Genomic DNA, 15,337 nt, shown 5'->3' on the forward strand with positions numbered 1-15,337 from the left:
CGTGAATTGACTCAGACCGAGTCAGCGCTTAAATATCTGCCCAACTGGCCCGTCCGGGCTATGTGTCTTCCATGTACAAAAATGACGATCCGCCCCAGCTTGGGCGGGCACAGGATATTTCCATGACACAAGAAAAGCTTGCTCTTGGCGATCTGAAGGCGAAAAGCCCCAAAGATCTTTTGGCGATGGCTGAAGAGCTCGAAATCGAAAACGCCTCTACGATGCGTAAAGGCGAAATGATGTTCCAAATTCTGCGCGAACGCGCGGATGATGGCTGGGAAATCGCTGGCGACGGTGTGCTCGAAGTGCTGCAAGATGGCTTCGGCTTCTTGCGCTCTCCTGAAGCAAACTACTTGCCGGGTCCGGATGACATCTACGTTTCGCCTGAAATGATCCGTCAGCTCTCTCTGCGCACCGGTGACACCATCTCCGGCGTAATGAAGGCTCCAGAGGACACAGAGCGCTATTTCGCTCTCACAGGTGTCTCTCAGATCAACTTTGAGGCCCCAGAGAAGGCGAAACACAAAATCGCCTTTGACAACCTTACGCCGCTCTATCCGGACGAACGTCTGAAGATGGAGATCGAAGATCCCACCATCAAAGACAAATCCGCCCGTGTGATCGACCTTGTGGCCCCAATCGGCAAAGGCCAACGCTCCTTGATTGTTGCGCCGCCACGGACCGGTAAAACCGTGATCCTTCAGAACATCGCGCATTCAATCGAGGCTAACCACCCAGAGTGCTACCTGATTGTTCTGCTGATTGACGAACGCCCTGAAGAGGTCACCGATATGCAGCGCTCGGTAAAAGGCGAGGTGATTTCCTCTACCTTTGACGAACCTGCAACCCGTCACGTTGCCGTGTCGGAAATGGTGATCGAAAAAGCCAAGCGTCTGGTTGAACACAAACGAGATGTTGTGATCCTTCTTGACTCGATCACAAGACTTGGTCGTGCCTTCAACACTGTCGTGCCATCTTCGGGCAAGGTTCTGACTGGCGGTGTGGACGCAAACGCTCTGCAACGGCCCAAACGTTTCTTTGGTGCGGCTCGCAACATCGAAGAGGGCGGCTCGCTCACCATCATCTCCACCGCGCTGATCGATACCGGATCGCGTATGGACGAGGTCATCTTCGAAGAATTCAAAGGTACAGGTAACAGTGAGATTGTGCTTGATCGTAAAGTGGCAGACAAGCGCGTCTTTCCTGCGATCGACATTCTCAAATCCGGTACCCGGAAAGAAGAACTTCTTGTGGACAAGGGCGATTTGGCCAAAACCTTTGTTTTGCGCCGTATCCTCAACCCGATGGGCACCACAGATGCCGTGGAATTCTTGCTTGGAAAACTCCGGCAAACCAAGTCCAACGGCGATTTCTTTGATTCGATGAACACCTAAAGGATGCGTGATGGCCTACGTGGCTGACACAATTTTCGCCCTAGCAACGGCCCCCGGTAAAGCGGGGGTCGCTGTCGTTCGTGTGTCCGGTTCTCGGGCGGCTGATACGGGCAGGGCACTTTTCGGGCGCTTGCCTGAACCTCGGCTCGCCGCGTTAAAGCTGTTGAAGGATCGGGACGGACGTCGCTTGGATCAGGCCCTCGTTCTCTATTTTCCGGAAAAGAACAGCTTCACCGGTGAGGAGGTTCTGGAGCTGCACTTGCACGGCTCCACCGCCGTGGTGAACGCAGTCTTGCGCGAACTGTCTGAGATGGACGGCCTGCGATTGGCTGAGGCGGGAGAATTCACCCGCCGCGCTTTGGAAAACGGGTGTTTGGATCTGGCACAGGTCGAGGGTTTGGCTGATTTGATCGATGCCGAAACCGAGGCCCAGCGGCGCCAGGCGCTGCGTGTGCTTTCGGGCGACCTTGGAAATCTTGCTGGCAAGTGGCGTACGGATCTCATCCGCGCTGCAGCGTTGATTGAAGCTACGATTGATTTCGCCGACGAAGATGTCCCTGTCGACGTAACGCCCGAAGTGACAGGTCTTCTGGCTGGTGTGCGAGCAGAGCTGGATCGCGAAATCGCAGGCGTGGATACGGCTGAACGTATTCGCACGGGTTTTGAGGTTGCGATTCTCGGTGCGCCCAACGTCGGAAAATCCACTTTGCTGAATGCACTCGCGGGGCGAGAGGCGGCAATCACATCAGAATACGCCGGAACCACGCGTGATGTGATCGAAGTGCGGATGGAACTGAATGGTTTGCCTGTGACCCTGTTGGACACGGCTGGTCTGCGCGAAACAGATGATCACGTCGAAAGCATCGGTATTGAGCGCGCTCGCCAGCGGGCTGAGGCCGCGGATTTACGGGTGTTTCTTGTTGATGGCGATACGCTTCCTGACTTTGCTCCACTTGAGAATGATGTGGTGCGCGTCGCCAAAGCCGACACGCTTTCCGATGCCAAAAATGCTATTTCCGGGAAAACTGGATTTGGCGTCGGAGAGTTGATTGCTGAAATCACGGACAAGTTGTCGGATCAGGCTGGTCGCTCTGGCGTCGCCACGCGCGAACGCCACCGTATCGCTATGAAGCGCGCCTCTGAGTCATTGAATGCAGCGCGCGCCGTTCTCGAATTGGGTCCGGACCACTATGATGTAGGGGCAGAAGAGTTGCGTACAGCGATTCGAGCTCTTGATTCCATCGTCGGCCACGTCGATGTAGAGAACCTGTTGGATGAAATCTTCTCGAGCTTTTGCATCGGCAAATAACCTCGGGACTTGGGAGTGTTTCACGTGAAACATTTTGACGTCATTGTTGTCGGAGGCGGACACGCCGGCGCAGATGCTGCCGCGGCTTCCGCGCGCATGGGCGCTTCTACGGCGCTTGTGACATTGAAAAAATCCGGCATCGGTGTGATGTCCTGCAACCCTGCCATTGGAGGGCTTGGCAAAGGCCATCTTGTCCGAGAAGTGGACGCGCTGGATGGTGTTATGGGCCGGATCGCGGACAAGGCGGGCATTCAGTTTCGGCTTCTGAACCGCCGCAAAGGCCCAGCGGTACAAGGACCGCGTGCGCAATCAGATCGCAAAATTTATCGCACTGAGATGTTGGCAGAGATTGTGGCGACGCCAAACCTGACGATTATAGAGGGAGAGGTCACCGACTTTCTCATGGACGGCTCGTCGGTGCGTGGTGTGATGCTCGTAGATGGATCGGAGATTTCGGCCCACGCCGTCGTCCTGACCACGGGCACGTTCTTGCGCGGCGTTATCCATATTGGCGATGTTTCTCGCTCCGGCGGACGTATGGGGGATGAGGCCTCCGTCAAACTGGCCGAACGCATTGATAGCTTTGCATTGCCCCTCGGCCGGCTAAAAACCGGCACGCCACCGCGATTGGACGGCAAGAGCATCAAGTGGGACCTGCTGGACAGCCAGCCTGGCGATGATGAACCCGTGATGTTCTCTTTCCTGAATAAGGCGCCGTCCGCCCGCCAGATTGCTTGCGGCATCACTCACACGAATGCAAAAACCCACGATATCATCCGAAACAACCTCGACCGCTCTGCGATGTACGGTGGGCACATTGAGGGCGTGGGCCCACGTTACTGTCCGTCGATAGAAGACAAGGTCGTGCGGTTTGCCGACAAGGAGTCGCATCAAGTATTTCTGGAACCGGAAGGGCTGGATGACGACACGGTCTATCCAAACGGCATTTCCACGTCACTACCGGTTGATGTTCAAGAGGCTTATGTCCGGTCGATCTACGGTCTTGAAGATGTTGAAATCCTGCAACCGGGTTATGCGATTGAATACGATTACGTCGATCCAAGAGCACTGGATGCTGCGCTGGGGGTCAAAGGCGTGCCAGGCCTCTATCTCGCAGGACAAATCAACGGGACCACAGGATATGAGGAGGCCGCCGCACAAGGGTTGGTGGCAGGTTTAAACGCCGCGCTTTCTGCGCAAGGCAAAGATCCGCACCACTTCAGCCGCTCCGACAGTTATATCGGCGTTATGGTGGATGATCTAATCACGCGCGGCGTGACCGAACCTTATCGTATGTTCACATCCCGCGCGGAATTCCGGCTTTCTCTTCGGGCCGACAACGCGGATCAGCGTTTGACGCCAATTGGTGTGGATCTTGGCTTAGTAGGAGAGTCGCGGCGCCGCATCTTTGGTGACAAGCAGGAGAAGCTGAACGCCGGTAGGGATATGTTGCAAAAAGAGGCGCGCACCCCAAAAGAGATCAATGCCGCAGGTATCTCTGTGAATCAGGATGGTAACCGCCGCACCGCTTTTCAGGTTCTTGCATTCCCCGAAGTAAAATTCGGCGACTTAGTTCCCCTAGACGACGGTTTCTCGTCTATTGAGCCGGAGATAGGCGAACAGTTGGAGCGGGATGCGCTCTACGCGACTTATATCGAACGACAGAAGCGCGATGTTGAAGCGATAAAGCGTGACGAGAGTCAGATCATTCCATCAAGTTTTGATTTTAGTGGCATCGAAGGCCTTTCAAACGAATTGAAAAGCAAACTGAATGCTGCGCGACCATCAAATTTGGGGCAGGCGGGTCGCCTAGATGGCATGACGCCGGCCGCCCTGACCTTGCTTTCCGCCAAGTTGCGGCAAGCCAAGCGGGAAAAATCGGCCTAATGTCGGACGCAGAAACAATTCTCGCGGACCTGAATGTTTCACGTGAAACATCGGACCGCCTAAAGAATCTCGCGGATCTACTCACAAAGTGGAACCCTCGGATCAATCTCGTTTCCAAGTCCACAATCTCTGACCTGTGGACACGCCATATTCTCGACTCCGCGCAAATCTTTCATTTGGCCCCACCGAACACATCTCATTGGGTCGATATTGGCAGCGGCGGCGGATTTCCTGGACTGGTTGTCGCCCTGATGATGGACGAACCCGGTGCTCCTCAAAAAGTCACCCTAATCGAATCCGATCAAAGGAAATGCGCTTTTCTACGGACTGTCTTGCGCGAAACCGGGGTCACAGCCACGGTTCTTACGGCCCGGATTGAACAGGCAGATCCACAAAACGCATCTGTTATGAGTGCCCGCGCATTGGCAGACCTGCCGCATTTGTTTGATTTTGCGGAACGCCACCTTGCACAAGGTGGAACGGCTCTGTTCCAAAAAGGCGCCACTTGGGAAAAAGAGGTCTCTGCCGCAAAGGAATCGTGGTCTTTTCAAGCGGATGTCATTCAAAGTAAAACAGAACCCCAAGCAGTTATTCTGAAGGTCGGAGAGCTCGAACGTGTCTGATCCCACGCGCCCAAAAGGCCCCAAAATCATCGCGGTTGCCAATCAAAAGGGCGGCGTCGGCAAGACAACAACGACAATCAACCTCGCATCTGCCTTAGCCGAAGAAGACTGCAAAGTGCTCTTGGTGGATCTTGACCCGCAAGGGAATGCGTCCACGGGCTTAGGCGTCGATGACCGTGAACTTACCACCTACGACTTGCTTTTGGGTGAGACAGACCTAAATGAGATCATTCAATCAACCAATGTCCCCGGCATTTCTATTGTTCCGGCGACGGTAGACCTGAGCTCAGCCGACATCGAGCTGATGTCCAACGAAAAGCGTAGCTTCCTTTTGCATGACGCGCTGCGACAGACCGCAATTGACCAATATTCCTTCGATTACGTTTTGATCGATTGCCCGCCATCGCTGAACCTTTTGACGGTGAATGCGATGATTGCGGCCCATTCGGTGCTTATCCCCCTCCAAAGCGAGTTTTTCGCGCTCGAAGGCCTGTCCCAGCTTATGTTGACCGTCCGTGAGGTACGCCAAACCGCGAACCAGTCCCTGCGCATTGAGGGTGTGGTGCTGACAATGTTTGATGCCCGCAACAACCTGTCCCAACAGGTTGAGCAGGATGCGCGTGACAATCTCGGCGATCTTGTCTTTGACACCAAAATCCCGCGCAATGTGCGTGTGTCTGAGGCGCCTTCATTCGCGCAACCGGTGACCGAGTATGACAGCACATCAAAGGGAGCTGAGGCATATCGGCAATTGGCCAAAGAGCTATTGATCAAACACATGAAAATCGCGGCTTAAACCGGAGGGCATCGCATGGCAGACAAGAAGAAAACACGCGGTTTGGGCCGCGGGCTCAGCGCCCTGATGGCGGATGTTACCGAAGACACTTCGCGCCAAAGCACGGACGGGCCACAGCGGCCTGATATGATTGTGCCAATTGAACGGATCGAACCCAATCCGAATCAGCCGCGTCGAAATTTTACTCCTGACCAATTGGAGGATCTTGCCAATTCCATTCGGGAAAAGGGGGTCATTCAGCCTCTGATCGTCCGTAAAAAGGGCACCGCCAACTACGAAATCGTTGCCGGTGAGCGTCGCTGGCGCGCGTCGCAGATGGCACAGCTGCACGAACTGCCCGTGGTCGTGCGTGACTATGACGACACCGAAGTGCTCGAGATCGCGATCATCGAGAACATTCAGCGCGCCGATCTCAACCCGGTTGAAGAGGCGATGGGCTATCGTCAGTTAATGGACAAGTTTGGCCACACCCAAGAGAAGCTCTCCGAAGCACTTGGCAAAAGCCGGAGCCACATTGCGAACCTGATGCGGTTGCTGAACCTTCCCGATGATGTCCTCGGTCATCTGAAATCCGGCGACCTTTCCGCCGGACACGCGCGGGCCTTGGTGACGTCAGACAACGCATCGGAATTGGCCAAGAAAGTCATCAAGGGCGGCTTGTCGGTTCGGCAGACCGAAAAAATGGCAAAAAAACCGGCCTCTCTCGTCGAGCAAAATAAGAAAACCCGCCCAAAGACCCACAAGGACGCCGACACAGTCGCGCTAGAAGGCGATCTTTCGGCAAATCTGGGCATGAAAGTCAGCGTAGATCATTTGACCGGCGGCGAATCTGGAAAAATTACTGTTTCTTATCAAACGCTTGATGAGCTTGACGAGTTGTGTCGCATTTTGACCGCTAACCGTTAGGCCGCGTCCAGATGAAAAAAAGTACCGCGCTCAAAACCACCATTTGAATGAGCAAAACGGTCGTTTTAACGCCCAAAACAAGCGAAAGCCCAAAAACAGCGACAATAGACAGTGTCGCTGCCCTTTTCGCTTTTGGACGGATCGCGCCGCTGCGATTCCAATCTTCGATCATCGGCCCGAAGACTTTGTGAGACAAAAGCCAGTCGTGAAGTCGATCGGAAGAGCGCGCAAAACAAAATGCCGCAAGCAGAAGAAACGGAACTGTCGGCAAAAGTGGCAGCACAACACCAATCAGCCCGAGACCAAGGCTCAATAGCCCACCAATAAGCCAGATGATCCGCATTTACGTCACCAACAGTTCTGCCAACACAGAGTTCAGCACCATGCGGCCCTTTGGCTGCACGCACATTCTGTCAGCCTCAACTGAGATCATGCCCAAATCGGTCAGGGTGTCCACGCGATCACCTTTTAATGGCCGGCCAGCCAAGGCTTCATATCGCGCCAGACTGACGCCTTCGCTCAAACGCAGGCCCATTAACAGAAATTCAGCCGCTTGTTCGTCCCGGGACACACCTTCGCGCAAATTTTCCCCGTTCCCTGCTTCGGCTGTGTCCAGCCATTTCGCCGGGTTGCGCCAGTTTTCAATCGCTTGGCGAGCCCCGTTCAGGGTCAATCGTGCGTGCGCGCCAGGGCCGATTCCTGCATAATCCCCATACCGCCAGTAAATCTGATTGTGACGCGATTCAGAGCCTAATGCTGCGTAATTTGACACCTCGTACGGCAACATACCGGCCTTGGCGCAAATATCCTGCGTGACTTCGTACATGTCTGCCGCCAAATCATCTTCGGGCAAACCGCGCAACTTTCCACGGTTGTAGCGGTCGCCAAATGCAGTGCCTTGTTCAATCGTGAGCTGGTACAAGGAGAGATGATCAATCGCCATGGCGAGGGCTTCTGACAGTTCCGAACGCCAGTCATCAAGGGTTTGATCTTGGCGCGCGTAAATCAGATCGAAACTGACCCGATCAAAAGTTTTCCGCGCGATATCAAAAGCTTGGCGAGCCTCTGCCACGGAATGAATGCGGCCCAATCGGTGTAGATCTCGGTCATTCAGGGCTTGAATGCCCATTGAAATACGGTTCACGCCGCCATCCCGATAAGCAGCAAACCTACCCGCTTCCACCGATCCGGGGTTCGCCTCCAGCGTAATTTCTATGTCGTTAGAGGTTGGCCAAAGGACGCGGATCCGTTCCAATATGGCGGCAACGACGTCGGGATCCATCAAACTGGGCGTGCCGCCACCAAAAAAGACAGTATTCAAAACCCGGCCAGTTGTCTCGGTGGCGACGCGATCTAGTTCAGTCAAATAGGCTCTAAGCCACCGAAATTGGTCGATTTTTTGACTGACGTGACTGTTGAAATCGCAATAGGGGCATTTGGCCTGACAAAACGGCCAATGGATATAGAGGCCGAAGCCTCCATTTTGCCAATCGTCACTCAAAACAGCCCTTCACAAAGGCCGCAACAGCACGCCCCCGATGGCTAATTTTGTTTTTTTCCCAACGGTCCATTTCGGCAAATGTGATGTCATACCCGTCGGGCACAAACATCGGATCGTAGCCAAAACCATCTTTGCCGCGCATCGGCCATACGAGATGCCCGGGCGCAACGCCTTCGAACACTTCGTCATGACCGTCCGGCCAGGCCAGAACCAGAGTCGAGCGGAACTGCGCAAGGCGCGGATGTGGCGCGTTGTTAGCTTCAAGTTCGGTGTGCGCGCGTGTCATCGCCATAACAAAATCACGCCCGCCATCAGTCTCGGCCCAATCGGCGGTGTACACACCCGGCGCGCCGCCAAGCGCGTCGATTGTGATCCCACTGTCGTCAGACAGGGCAGGGAGCCCCGTCGCCTTGGCGGCCGCATGTGCCTTGATGCGTGCATTTCCGACAAAAGTGTCTTCGGTTTCTTCGGGCTCGGGCAGATTCATTTCCGCCGCGCCCACGACCTTCACGCCGAATGGCTCAAGCAGGTGGATCATCTCCTCCAGCTTGCCCTTGTTATGGGTCGCCATCAGCAGTTTTTTGTCGGAAAACTTACGCGTCATGCGGACACCGCAGCCTCTTGTGCGGCAACCAGTTCGGCCACACCTTTCTCAGCCAAATCAAGTAGTTGGTTCATTTGGTCACGAGAGTAAGTGGAACCTTCGGCGCTCATTTGTGTCTCGATCATCTGACCATTCGCCAACATGATAAAGTTGCCGTCCACACCGGCCTCGCTGTCTTCAGGGTAGTCCAAGTCAAGCACAGGTTGACCGGCGTAGATGCCACAAGACACAGCCGCCACAGGCGAAATCAGCGGGTCAGTGATCACGTCGCCGGCCTTCATCAGCTTGTTCACAGCCAAACGCAGCGCCACCCAGCCGCCAGTGATGGATGCGCAACGTGTGCCGCCATCCGCCTGGATCACATCACAGTCGACAGTGATCTGTCGTTCGCCCAGTGCGACGCGATCGACGCCAGCCCGCAGGCTACGCCCAATCAAGCGCTGAATTTCAACGGTACGGCCACCCTGTTTTCCGGCCGCCGCTTCGCGGCGCATGCGCGACGAAGTTGAGCGTGGAAGCATACCATATTCCGCAGTGACCCAACCAAGGCCGGAGCCTTTGATGAACGGCGGAACTCGTGCTTCAAGCGAGGCTGTACACAAAACATGCGTATCGCCCATTTTGATCAGACAAGATCCTTCGGCGTGTTTGGTCACATTGGTTTCAATCGACACTTCGCGCATTTCATTAAGCTGACGGCCAGAGGGACGCATGGGCAAATATCCTTTTTTCGGTTGAGCAGGGCATAGCCGTGCAACCTATGTACACGCAACCCCGATTGACCTTTGTCTTTCAGGCTATTTTATTGGCAGGGCAAAGGCACGGGTGAATGACAGACAGCAGCAAAATTCTCGAAGAGATGAACGACCGCAGTCGCGAGGTGTTTCGCCGCGTGGTCGAAGGCTATCTTGATACCGGCGACCCGGTGGGTTCTCGCACTTTGACACGGTCATTGTCCGAAAGCGTCAGCGCGGCCACCATCCGCAATGTGATGCAGGATCTGGAGTACCTCGGCCTTCTGGACAGCCCACACGTTTCAGCTGGTCGCGTTCCCACACAAATGGGCTTACGCATGTTTGTGGACGGGCTGCTAGAAGTCGGTGATTTGAACACAGGCGACCGGGAAAAGATCGACGCCACACTCGGGAACAATTCCGGCGACGTAGGCTCCATGCTGGATCGTGTGTCCACGGCGTTGTCCGGTGTAACGCAAGGCGCTTCTCTGGTTTTGGCCCCAAAACATGAGGCCCCGATCAAACACATCGAATTCGTGTCTTTGGCCCATGATCGCGCTCTCGTGGTTCTTGTCTTCGCTGATGGTCAGGTAGAAAACCGTCTATTCACGCCCCCAATTGGGCAAACCCCAAGTTCGATGCGGGAGGCTGCGAATTTTCTGAATGCCGTGGCCGAAGGCCGCACCTTGTCAGAACTCAGCACCGCCGTGAAACAAGAGATCGCCAAACGCCGTCAGGAAATCGACAGCCTCGCCCGCGATATGGTCGAAAACGGTCTCGCGCTTTGGGCGGATGGCGAAGAACAACCCGAACGTTTGATCGTGCGGGGTCGCGCGAATCTGCTTGGATCGGAGGGTGACGAAGAAGATCTCGACCGCATCCGGACCCTTTTTGACGACCTCGAACGCAAGCGGGACATTGCCGATTTTCTGCAACTTGCCGAAGATGGCGACGGTGTGCGCATTTTTATCGGCTCAGAGAACAAACTTTTTTCACTTTCGGGTTCCTCTTTGGTGGTTTCCCCTTATATGAACGCTGATCGAAAGATCGTGGGCGCGGTCGGGGTCATCGGACCCAAGCGCCTGAACTATGGACGTATCGTGCCGATTGTGGATTACACGGCGCAACTGGTCGGAAAACTGCTCTCCGATCGCGGTTAGAGGTGCACTATGGCAGAACCGAAAGAAAATGATTTTCTGGACGACTTGGCGGACGCCGAAGCGGAAGAATTTGCTCAGTCTCTGGACGACTACGACGACGAAGCGTTGGAACTGGACGAGTTGCGCGCCGAGCGCGATCAGCTGAAAGACCGCTGGATGCGTGCGTTGGCAGATGCCGAGAACGCCCGCAAACGTGGCGACCGGGCGCGTCGCGAGGCCGAGCAGTATGGCGGCTCCAAATTGGCCCGCGATATGCTTCCTGTGTTTGACAACATGAAGCGCGCCGTCGAGACCATCACGGAGGAGCAGAAAGAAGCCTCCGCCGCGTTGATTGAAGGCATCGAGTTGACCATGCGCGGACTTCTGAAGACCTTCTCCAAGCATGGTATTGAACTGATTTCTCCGGAAGTTGGCGACAAGTTTGACCCCAACATCCACGAAGCCATGTTTGAGGCTCCTGTGCCGAACACAAAATCCGGTGAGATCATTCAGGTCTCAGCACAGGGCTTTATGTTGCACGATCGCCTGTTGCGTCCGGCTCAAGTGGGCGTAAGCTCAAACCCGGGCTAAACAATCGCTGTTTTTCTTGCTACAAAGCTCCCGAGTTTTCGGGAGCTTTTCTTTTGCGCAAACTGATTTCTGGCATCGCCACTTTTCTGATTTGGACGACTTTTGCCACCGCCCAGTCTTTTCCAGACTATGACGAGCTGTTCGTCAATGATTTTGCCTTCATTCTCAGCGTGGAAGAAGAGGCCACCATCCGGGAAAAATTGGTGGAATTGCGCGAAGAGCGCGACATTGAATTCACCGTTGTCACCATCGACAGCATGTTCAGCTACGGCCACAACGGCGACATTGAACCTTTTGCCACCGGCCTCTTCAACGAATGGGGAGTCGGCGACGCAGATCGAAATGATGGGGTTATGATGCTGATCTCGGTCAATGATCGCCTGATGCGGATCGAAGTGGGGTCCGGCTATGGCACCGACAAAAATCTCCCGATGAAAAACATTATCGACACTTCGATCACCCCGCATTTCAAGAAAGACAACTATTTCAAAGGCATGAATCTCGGCGTGGACAGTGTCATACGTGAACTTACAGGAGTCTGGCCCGGTGAATTTGATGCGACTGGGTCCGAAAAAGCTATCAACGCAACCAAGCGCATCGCTGACCGCATCGGTGATTGGATTTACGCTGTTTGGACAGCCTTGGCCGGCGGGGCATACTTCCTGTTTCGCCGCTGGCAACGCAACCGCCCACGGCGATGCCCCAACGATCGTTCCAAAATGGAACGCATTCAAGAAGACTTGGACGACGACTATCTAGAGGCAGGCCAAATCACCGAGGAACGCCTCAAAAGCGTCGATTACGACGTGTGGCACTGCATGCGCTGCGATCACCGTACCATCGAAGGCTACAAACATTGGTTTTCAGGTTACGGTGCGTGCCGCTCCTGTGGCTACAAAACCTTGGACAGCGACACCACCATTCTGGAATCTTCAACCACCACTTCGACTGGCCTCAAACGCATCGATTACGCCTGCAAGCACTGCCACGACAGTTGGAGTGTTAAGCGTGTGATCCCCAAAAAATCGTCAAGCTCATCCTCATCTGGCGGATCATCGTTTGGCGGCGGTAGCTCGTCCGGCGGCGGCGCGTCCGGCAGCTGGTAAGGACTACTTGTCCGCCAAGTCCTTCAGCTCATAGATCAGGCTCAACGCTTCACGCGGGCTCAGGCTATCGGGATGCACATCCGCCAGTTTTTCCTGAACCGGAGACGGCCCGCTTGGCGCAGCCGCAATCGGTGCCGGCGTTGCAGCAAAGAGTGGCAGATCATCGATCAGTGCCTTGTGCGCTTTGCCTTCCCGCTCGCCTTTTTCCAGCGCATCCAACACAACGCGCGCCCGATCAACGACGGCGGCCGGAAGCCCCGCCAATTGGGCTACTTGCACACCGTAACTGCGGTCTGCAGCACCTTGGATGACCTCGTGTAAAAAAATGACTTCGCCTTCCCACTCGCGCACCGTCACGGTGGCGTTGTCCACACCGGCCATCTTGCCGGAAAGTTGGGTCATCTCATGATAGTGTGTGGCGAACAGCGCGCGGGATTTGTTTACATCGTGCAGGTGTTCGAGCGTCGCCCAAGCAATCGACAAACCATCATATGTCGCCGTGCCGCGTCCGATCTCGTCCAGAATGACCAGAGCACGGTCGTCTGCCTGATTAAGAATGGCGGCCGTTTCCACCATCTCGACCATGAACGTCGACCGACCCCGTGCCAGATCGTCGCTTGCCCCGACGCGGCTGAAAAGCTGGCTCACAAGGCCGATTTTTGCGCTGTTTGCCGGCACAAAGCTGCCCATTTGCGCCAAAAGAGCGATCAAAGCGTTTTGCCGCAGGAATGTTGACTTACCAGCCATGTTTGGACCGGTCAGCAACCAGATACTTGCTGCATCACCACCTGACAGGTCACAATTGTTGGCCACAAACGGATCACCAGTTTTGCGCAGCGCCGCCTCCACAACTGGATGACGCCCGCCTTCTATTGCGAAATCATTGCTCTCGTTCACATCGGGACGCGTCCAGTTGTCATTGACTGCCAACTCGGCAAGGGCGCCCGCCAGATCAAACTCTGCAAGCGCTTTGGACGCCGTTGCCACTTCTGCAGACCGTTCCAAAATCGCGCCTTTTAAATGCTCAAACAACCGCTTCTCGATTTCCAGCGCACGGTTGCCGGCGTTCAGGATTTTGGTTTCCATCTCGCTCAGCTCGACGGTGGTAAACCGCACCTGATTGGCGGTGGTCTGTCGGTGGATAAATGTTTCACTGAGTGGCGGCGACATCATCGCATCCGCGTGTTTCGCCGTGGTTTCGATGAAGTAGCCAAGCACATTGTTGTGCTTAATCTTGAGGGCGGTAATTCCGGTCTGTTCCGAATACTGCGCCTGCATTGTCGCGATCACGCCGCGCCCCTCATCGCGCAATTCGCGGCTTTCATCCAGGTCCGGGTCAAACCCCGGCGCAATGAACCCACCATCTCGCGCCAACAAGGGTGGCTCTGCAATAAGCGCGTCTTCCAGCAGGTCGAGCAACGCGTCATGCCCTTCCAGCGCCCGCCGCGCCTCCGCCAAATCTGTGGGCAACGTACCAAGATCGCGGTCTGCAAGATCTCCGGCCTGACCCAGCCCATTGCGCACCGCCGTCAAATCCCGCGGTCCGCCACGATCAAGCGACAGCCGCGACAGCGCCCGATCCAGATCCGGAACCCGCTTCAAGCTCTCGCGGACATCTTGAGCAATATTGCGGTGCTCGGTCATGAACGAGACCGAGTCCAGCCGCCGCCGAATTGTATCCTTCACCATCGAGGGCGACGACAACCGCCGCTCCAACAATCGCGCGCCGCTGGCGGTCACGGTCCGGTCAATCGTCGCCAGAAGCGAGCCTGCACGCCCCCCCGAAAGGCTGGCAGTGAGCTCAAGGTTGCGCCGGGTCGCCGCGTCAATCTGCATCACACCTTGAGAGGCTTCACGCACGGGTGGCTGCAACAGCGGCAGCTTTCCTTTTTGTGTAAGCTCTAGGTAATCGACAATCGCGCCGAGTGCGCCTGCCTCGGCCCGCCCAAAGGTGCCGAACGCCTCCAGAGAGGCCGCCTTAAACAGCGCCGAAACCCGTTTTTCCGCCGAAACAGAGTCGAAACTGCCGCGCGACACCGACGTTGCCGACACCCCCATGTCGTCTATGATTGAGGCCAGCCCGGCTTCGGTGCCTTCCGCAATCAACAGCTCGCTTGGTGCTAGGCGCGCCAACTCCGGTCCCAACCGTACCGGCGCCAATGGCATCACGTGTAACGCGCCGGTCGAAATATCCGCCCAAGCCAAGGCCGCGTCGTCCCGCACCACCGCATAAGCGGCCAAAAAATTGTGTCGCCGTGCGTCCAACAGGCTGTCTTCGGTCAATGTGCCTGGCGTCACCAGCCGCACCACATCCCGTTTCACTACGGCCTTATAGCCACGCTTTTTGGCTTCCGCCGGGCTTTCAAGCTGTTCACACACAGCCACGCGAAACCCTTTGCGGATCAGCGTCAGAAAATATCCCTCGGCGGCATGATGTGGCACGCCGCACATGGGGATCTCGCTACCCTCGTGTTTGCCACGTTTGGTCAGCGCAATATCCAGCGCCTCTGCCGCCGCAACCGCGTCGTCAAAGAACATCTCGTAAAAATCGCCCATCCGGTAGAACAGCAACGCATCCTGATATTGTGCTTTGATGTCCATATATTGCGCCATCATCGGCGTGACGGTTGGCTTTTCGGCCTTCACTGCTCAGAACCCCCCAAGGTTTGCTCTCACTGAAATAGCAAACCACTGCCTTGGAGGAAACGCGCAAATCACGCATTCTGTCATGGACAGCGCGTCACGAA

Annotated in this window: 14 protein-coding genes; 9 read left to right on the forward strand and 5 right to left on the reverse strand. The window is 55.6% G+C overall.

Features of this window, described 5'->3' with window-relative positions:
- The first annotated feature begins 122 nt into the window (after positions 1 to 122).
- From rho to PG871_RS01200, 6 genes are read left to right on the forward strand one after another with little or no spacing between them, the layout of a single operon-like run.
- Entirely contained in the window at positions 123 to 1,394 is a 1,272-nt protein-coding gene (gene rho, locus PG871_RS01175; RefSeq protein WP_270725210.1) for a transcription termination factor Rho, read from the forward strand.
- Positions 1,395 to 1,404: 10 nt separating this feature from the next.
- The gene (mnmE, locus tag PG871_RS01180; RefSeq protein WP_270725212.1) at positions 1,405 to 2,703 is read left to right on the forward strand and encodes a tRNA uridine-5-carboxymethylaminomethyl(34) synthesis GTPase MnmE; all 1,299 of its coding nucleotides are present in this window, start codon (positions 1,405 to 1,407) and stop codon (positions 2,701 to 2,703) included.
- A 24-nt stretch (positions 2,704 to 2,727) separates the two neighbouring features.
- Positions 2,728 to 4,590: a tRNA uridine-5-carboxymethylaminomethyl(34) synthesis enzyme MnmG gene (gene mnmG / locus PG871_RS01185; RefSeq protein ID WP_270725214.1), complete on the forward strand. Its 1,863-nt coding sequence runs from the start codon at positions 2,728 to 2,730 to the stop codon at positions 4,588 to 4,590.
- Positions 4,590 to 5,213 carry a 16S rRNA (guanine(527)-N(7))-methyltransferase RsmG gene (gene rsmG / locus PG871_RS01190; protein WP_270725216.1) on the forward strand — a complete coding sequence of 208 codons (624 nt, stop codon included), beginning with the start codon at positions 4,590 to 4,592 and terminating at the stop codon, positions 5,211 to 5,213. The genes mnmG and rsmG overlap by 1 nt, the downstream gene beginning before the upstream one ends.
- Positions 5,206 to 6,009, forward strand: coding sequence for a ParA family protein (locus PG871_RS01195; protein ID WP_270725218.1), 804 nt, complete (start codon positions 5,206 to 5,208; stop codon positions 6,007 to 6,009). The genes rsmG and PG871_RS01195 overlap by 8 nt, the downstream gene beginning before the upstream one ends.
- 15 nt (positions 6,010 to 6,024) lie before the next feature.
- Positions 6,025 to 6,915, forward strand: a complete 891-nt coding sequence (locus PG871_RS01200; RefSeq protein WP_270725219.1) for a ParB/RepB/Spo0J family partition protein — start codon at positions 6,025 to 6,027, stop codon at positions 6,913 to 6,915.
- Here the strand turns inward: PG871_RS01200 and PG871_RS01205 are convergent.
- From PG871_RS01205 to rph, 4 genes are read right to left on the reverse strand one after another with little or no spacing between them, the layout of a single operon-like run.
- Entirely contained in the window at positions 6,905 to 7,258 is a 354-nt protein-coding gene (locus tag PG871_RS01205; RefSeq protein WP_270725221.1) for a YbaN family protein, read from the reverse strand. The genes PG871_RS01200 and PG871_RS01205 overlap by 11 nt on opposite strands.
- Entirely contained in the window at positions 7,259 to 8,416 is a 1,158-nt protein-coding gene (gene hemW, locus PG871_RS01210; RefSeq protein WP_270725223.1) for a radical SAM family heme chaperone HemW, read from the reverse strand.
- On the reverse strand, positions 8,409 to 9,020 hold the full coding sequence (gene rdgB, locus PG871_RS01215) for an RdgB/HAM1 family non-canonical purine NTP pyrophosphatase (protein WP_270725224.1): 612 nt from the start codon (positions 9,018 to 9,020) through the stop codon (positions 8,409 to 8,411). Before rdgB ends, hemW begins: the two co-directional genes overlap by 8 nt.
- Positions 9,017 to 9,733, reverse strand: coding sequence for a ribonuclease PH (gene rph / locus PG871_RS01220; RefSeq protein WP_054004206.1), 717 nt, complete (start codon positions 9,731 to 9,733; stop codon positions 9,017 to 9,019). The genes rdgB and rph overlap by 4 nt, the downstream gene beginning before the upstream one ends.
- Positions 9,734 to 9,849: 116 nt before the next feature.
- Here rph and hrcA point away from each other — a divergent pair, with 116 nt between their 5' ends.
- Genes hrcA through PG871_RS01235 form a run of 3 tightly spaced genes read left to right on the forward strand, consistent with a single transcriptional unit; the run spans position 9,850 to position 12,590 of the window.
- A complete protein-coding gene (hrcA, locus tag PG871_RS01225; protein WP_270725225.1) occupies positions 9,850 to 10,914 on the forward strand; it encodes a heat-inducible transcriptional repressor HrcA in 1,065 nt (354 codons plus the stop codon).
- Positions 10,915 to 10,923: 9 nt separating this feature from the next.
- Complete coding sequence (locus PG871_RS01230; RefSeq protein ID WP_270725226.1) at positions 10,924 to 11,484, forward strand: nucleotide exchange factor GrpE; 561 nt, start codon at positions 10,924 to 10,926, stop codon at positions 11,482 to 11,484.
- A 53-nt stretch (positions 11,485 to 11,537) separates the two neighbouring features.
- Positions 11,538 to 12,590, forward strand: coding sequence for a TPM domain-containing protein (locus tag PG871_RS01235; RefSeq protein ID WP_270725227.1), 1,053 nt, complete (start codon positions 11,538 to 11,540; stop codon positions 12,588 to 12,590).
- 3 nt (positions 12,591 to 12,593) lie between these two features.
- Here PG871_RS01235 and mutS read toward each other — a convergent pair whose 3' ends face one another.
- A complete protein-coding gene (gene mutS, locus PG871_RS01240; protein WP_270728650.1) occupies positions 12,594 to 15,206 on the reverse strand; it encodes a DNA mismatch repair protein MutS in 2,613 nt (870 codons plus the stop codon).
- Positions 15,207 to 15,337 lie beyond the last annotated feature (131 nt).

Origin of the sequence: Shimia sp. Alg240-R146, assembly GCF_947331465.1 — a bacterium.
Classification (GTDB): Bacteria; Pseudomonadota; Alphaproteobacteria; order Rhodobacterales; family Rhodobacteraceae; genus Shimia.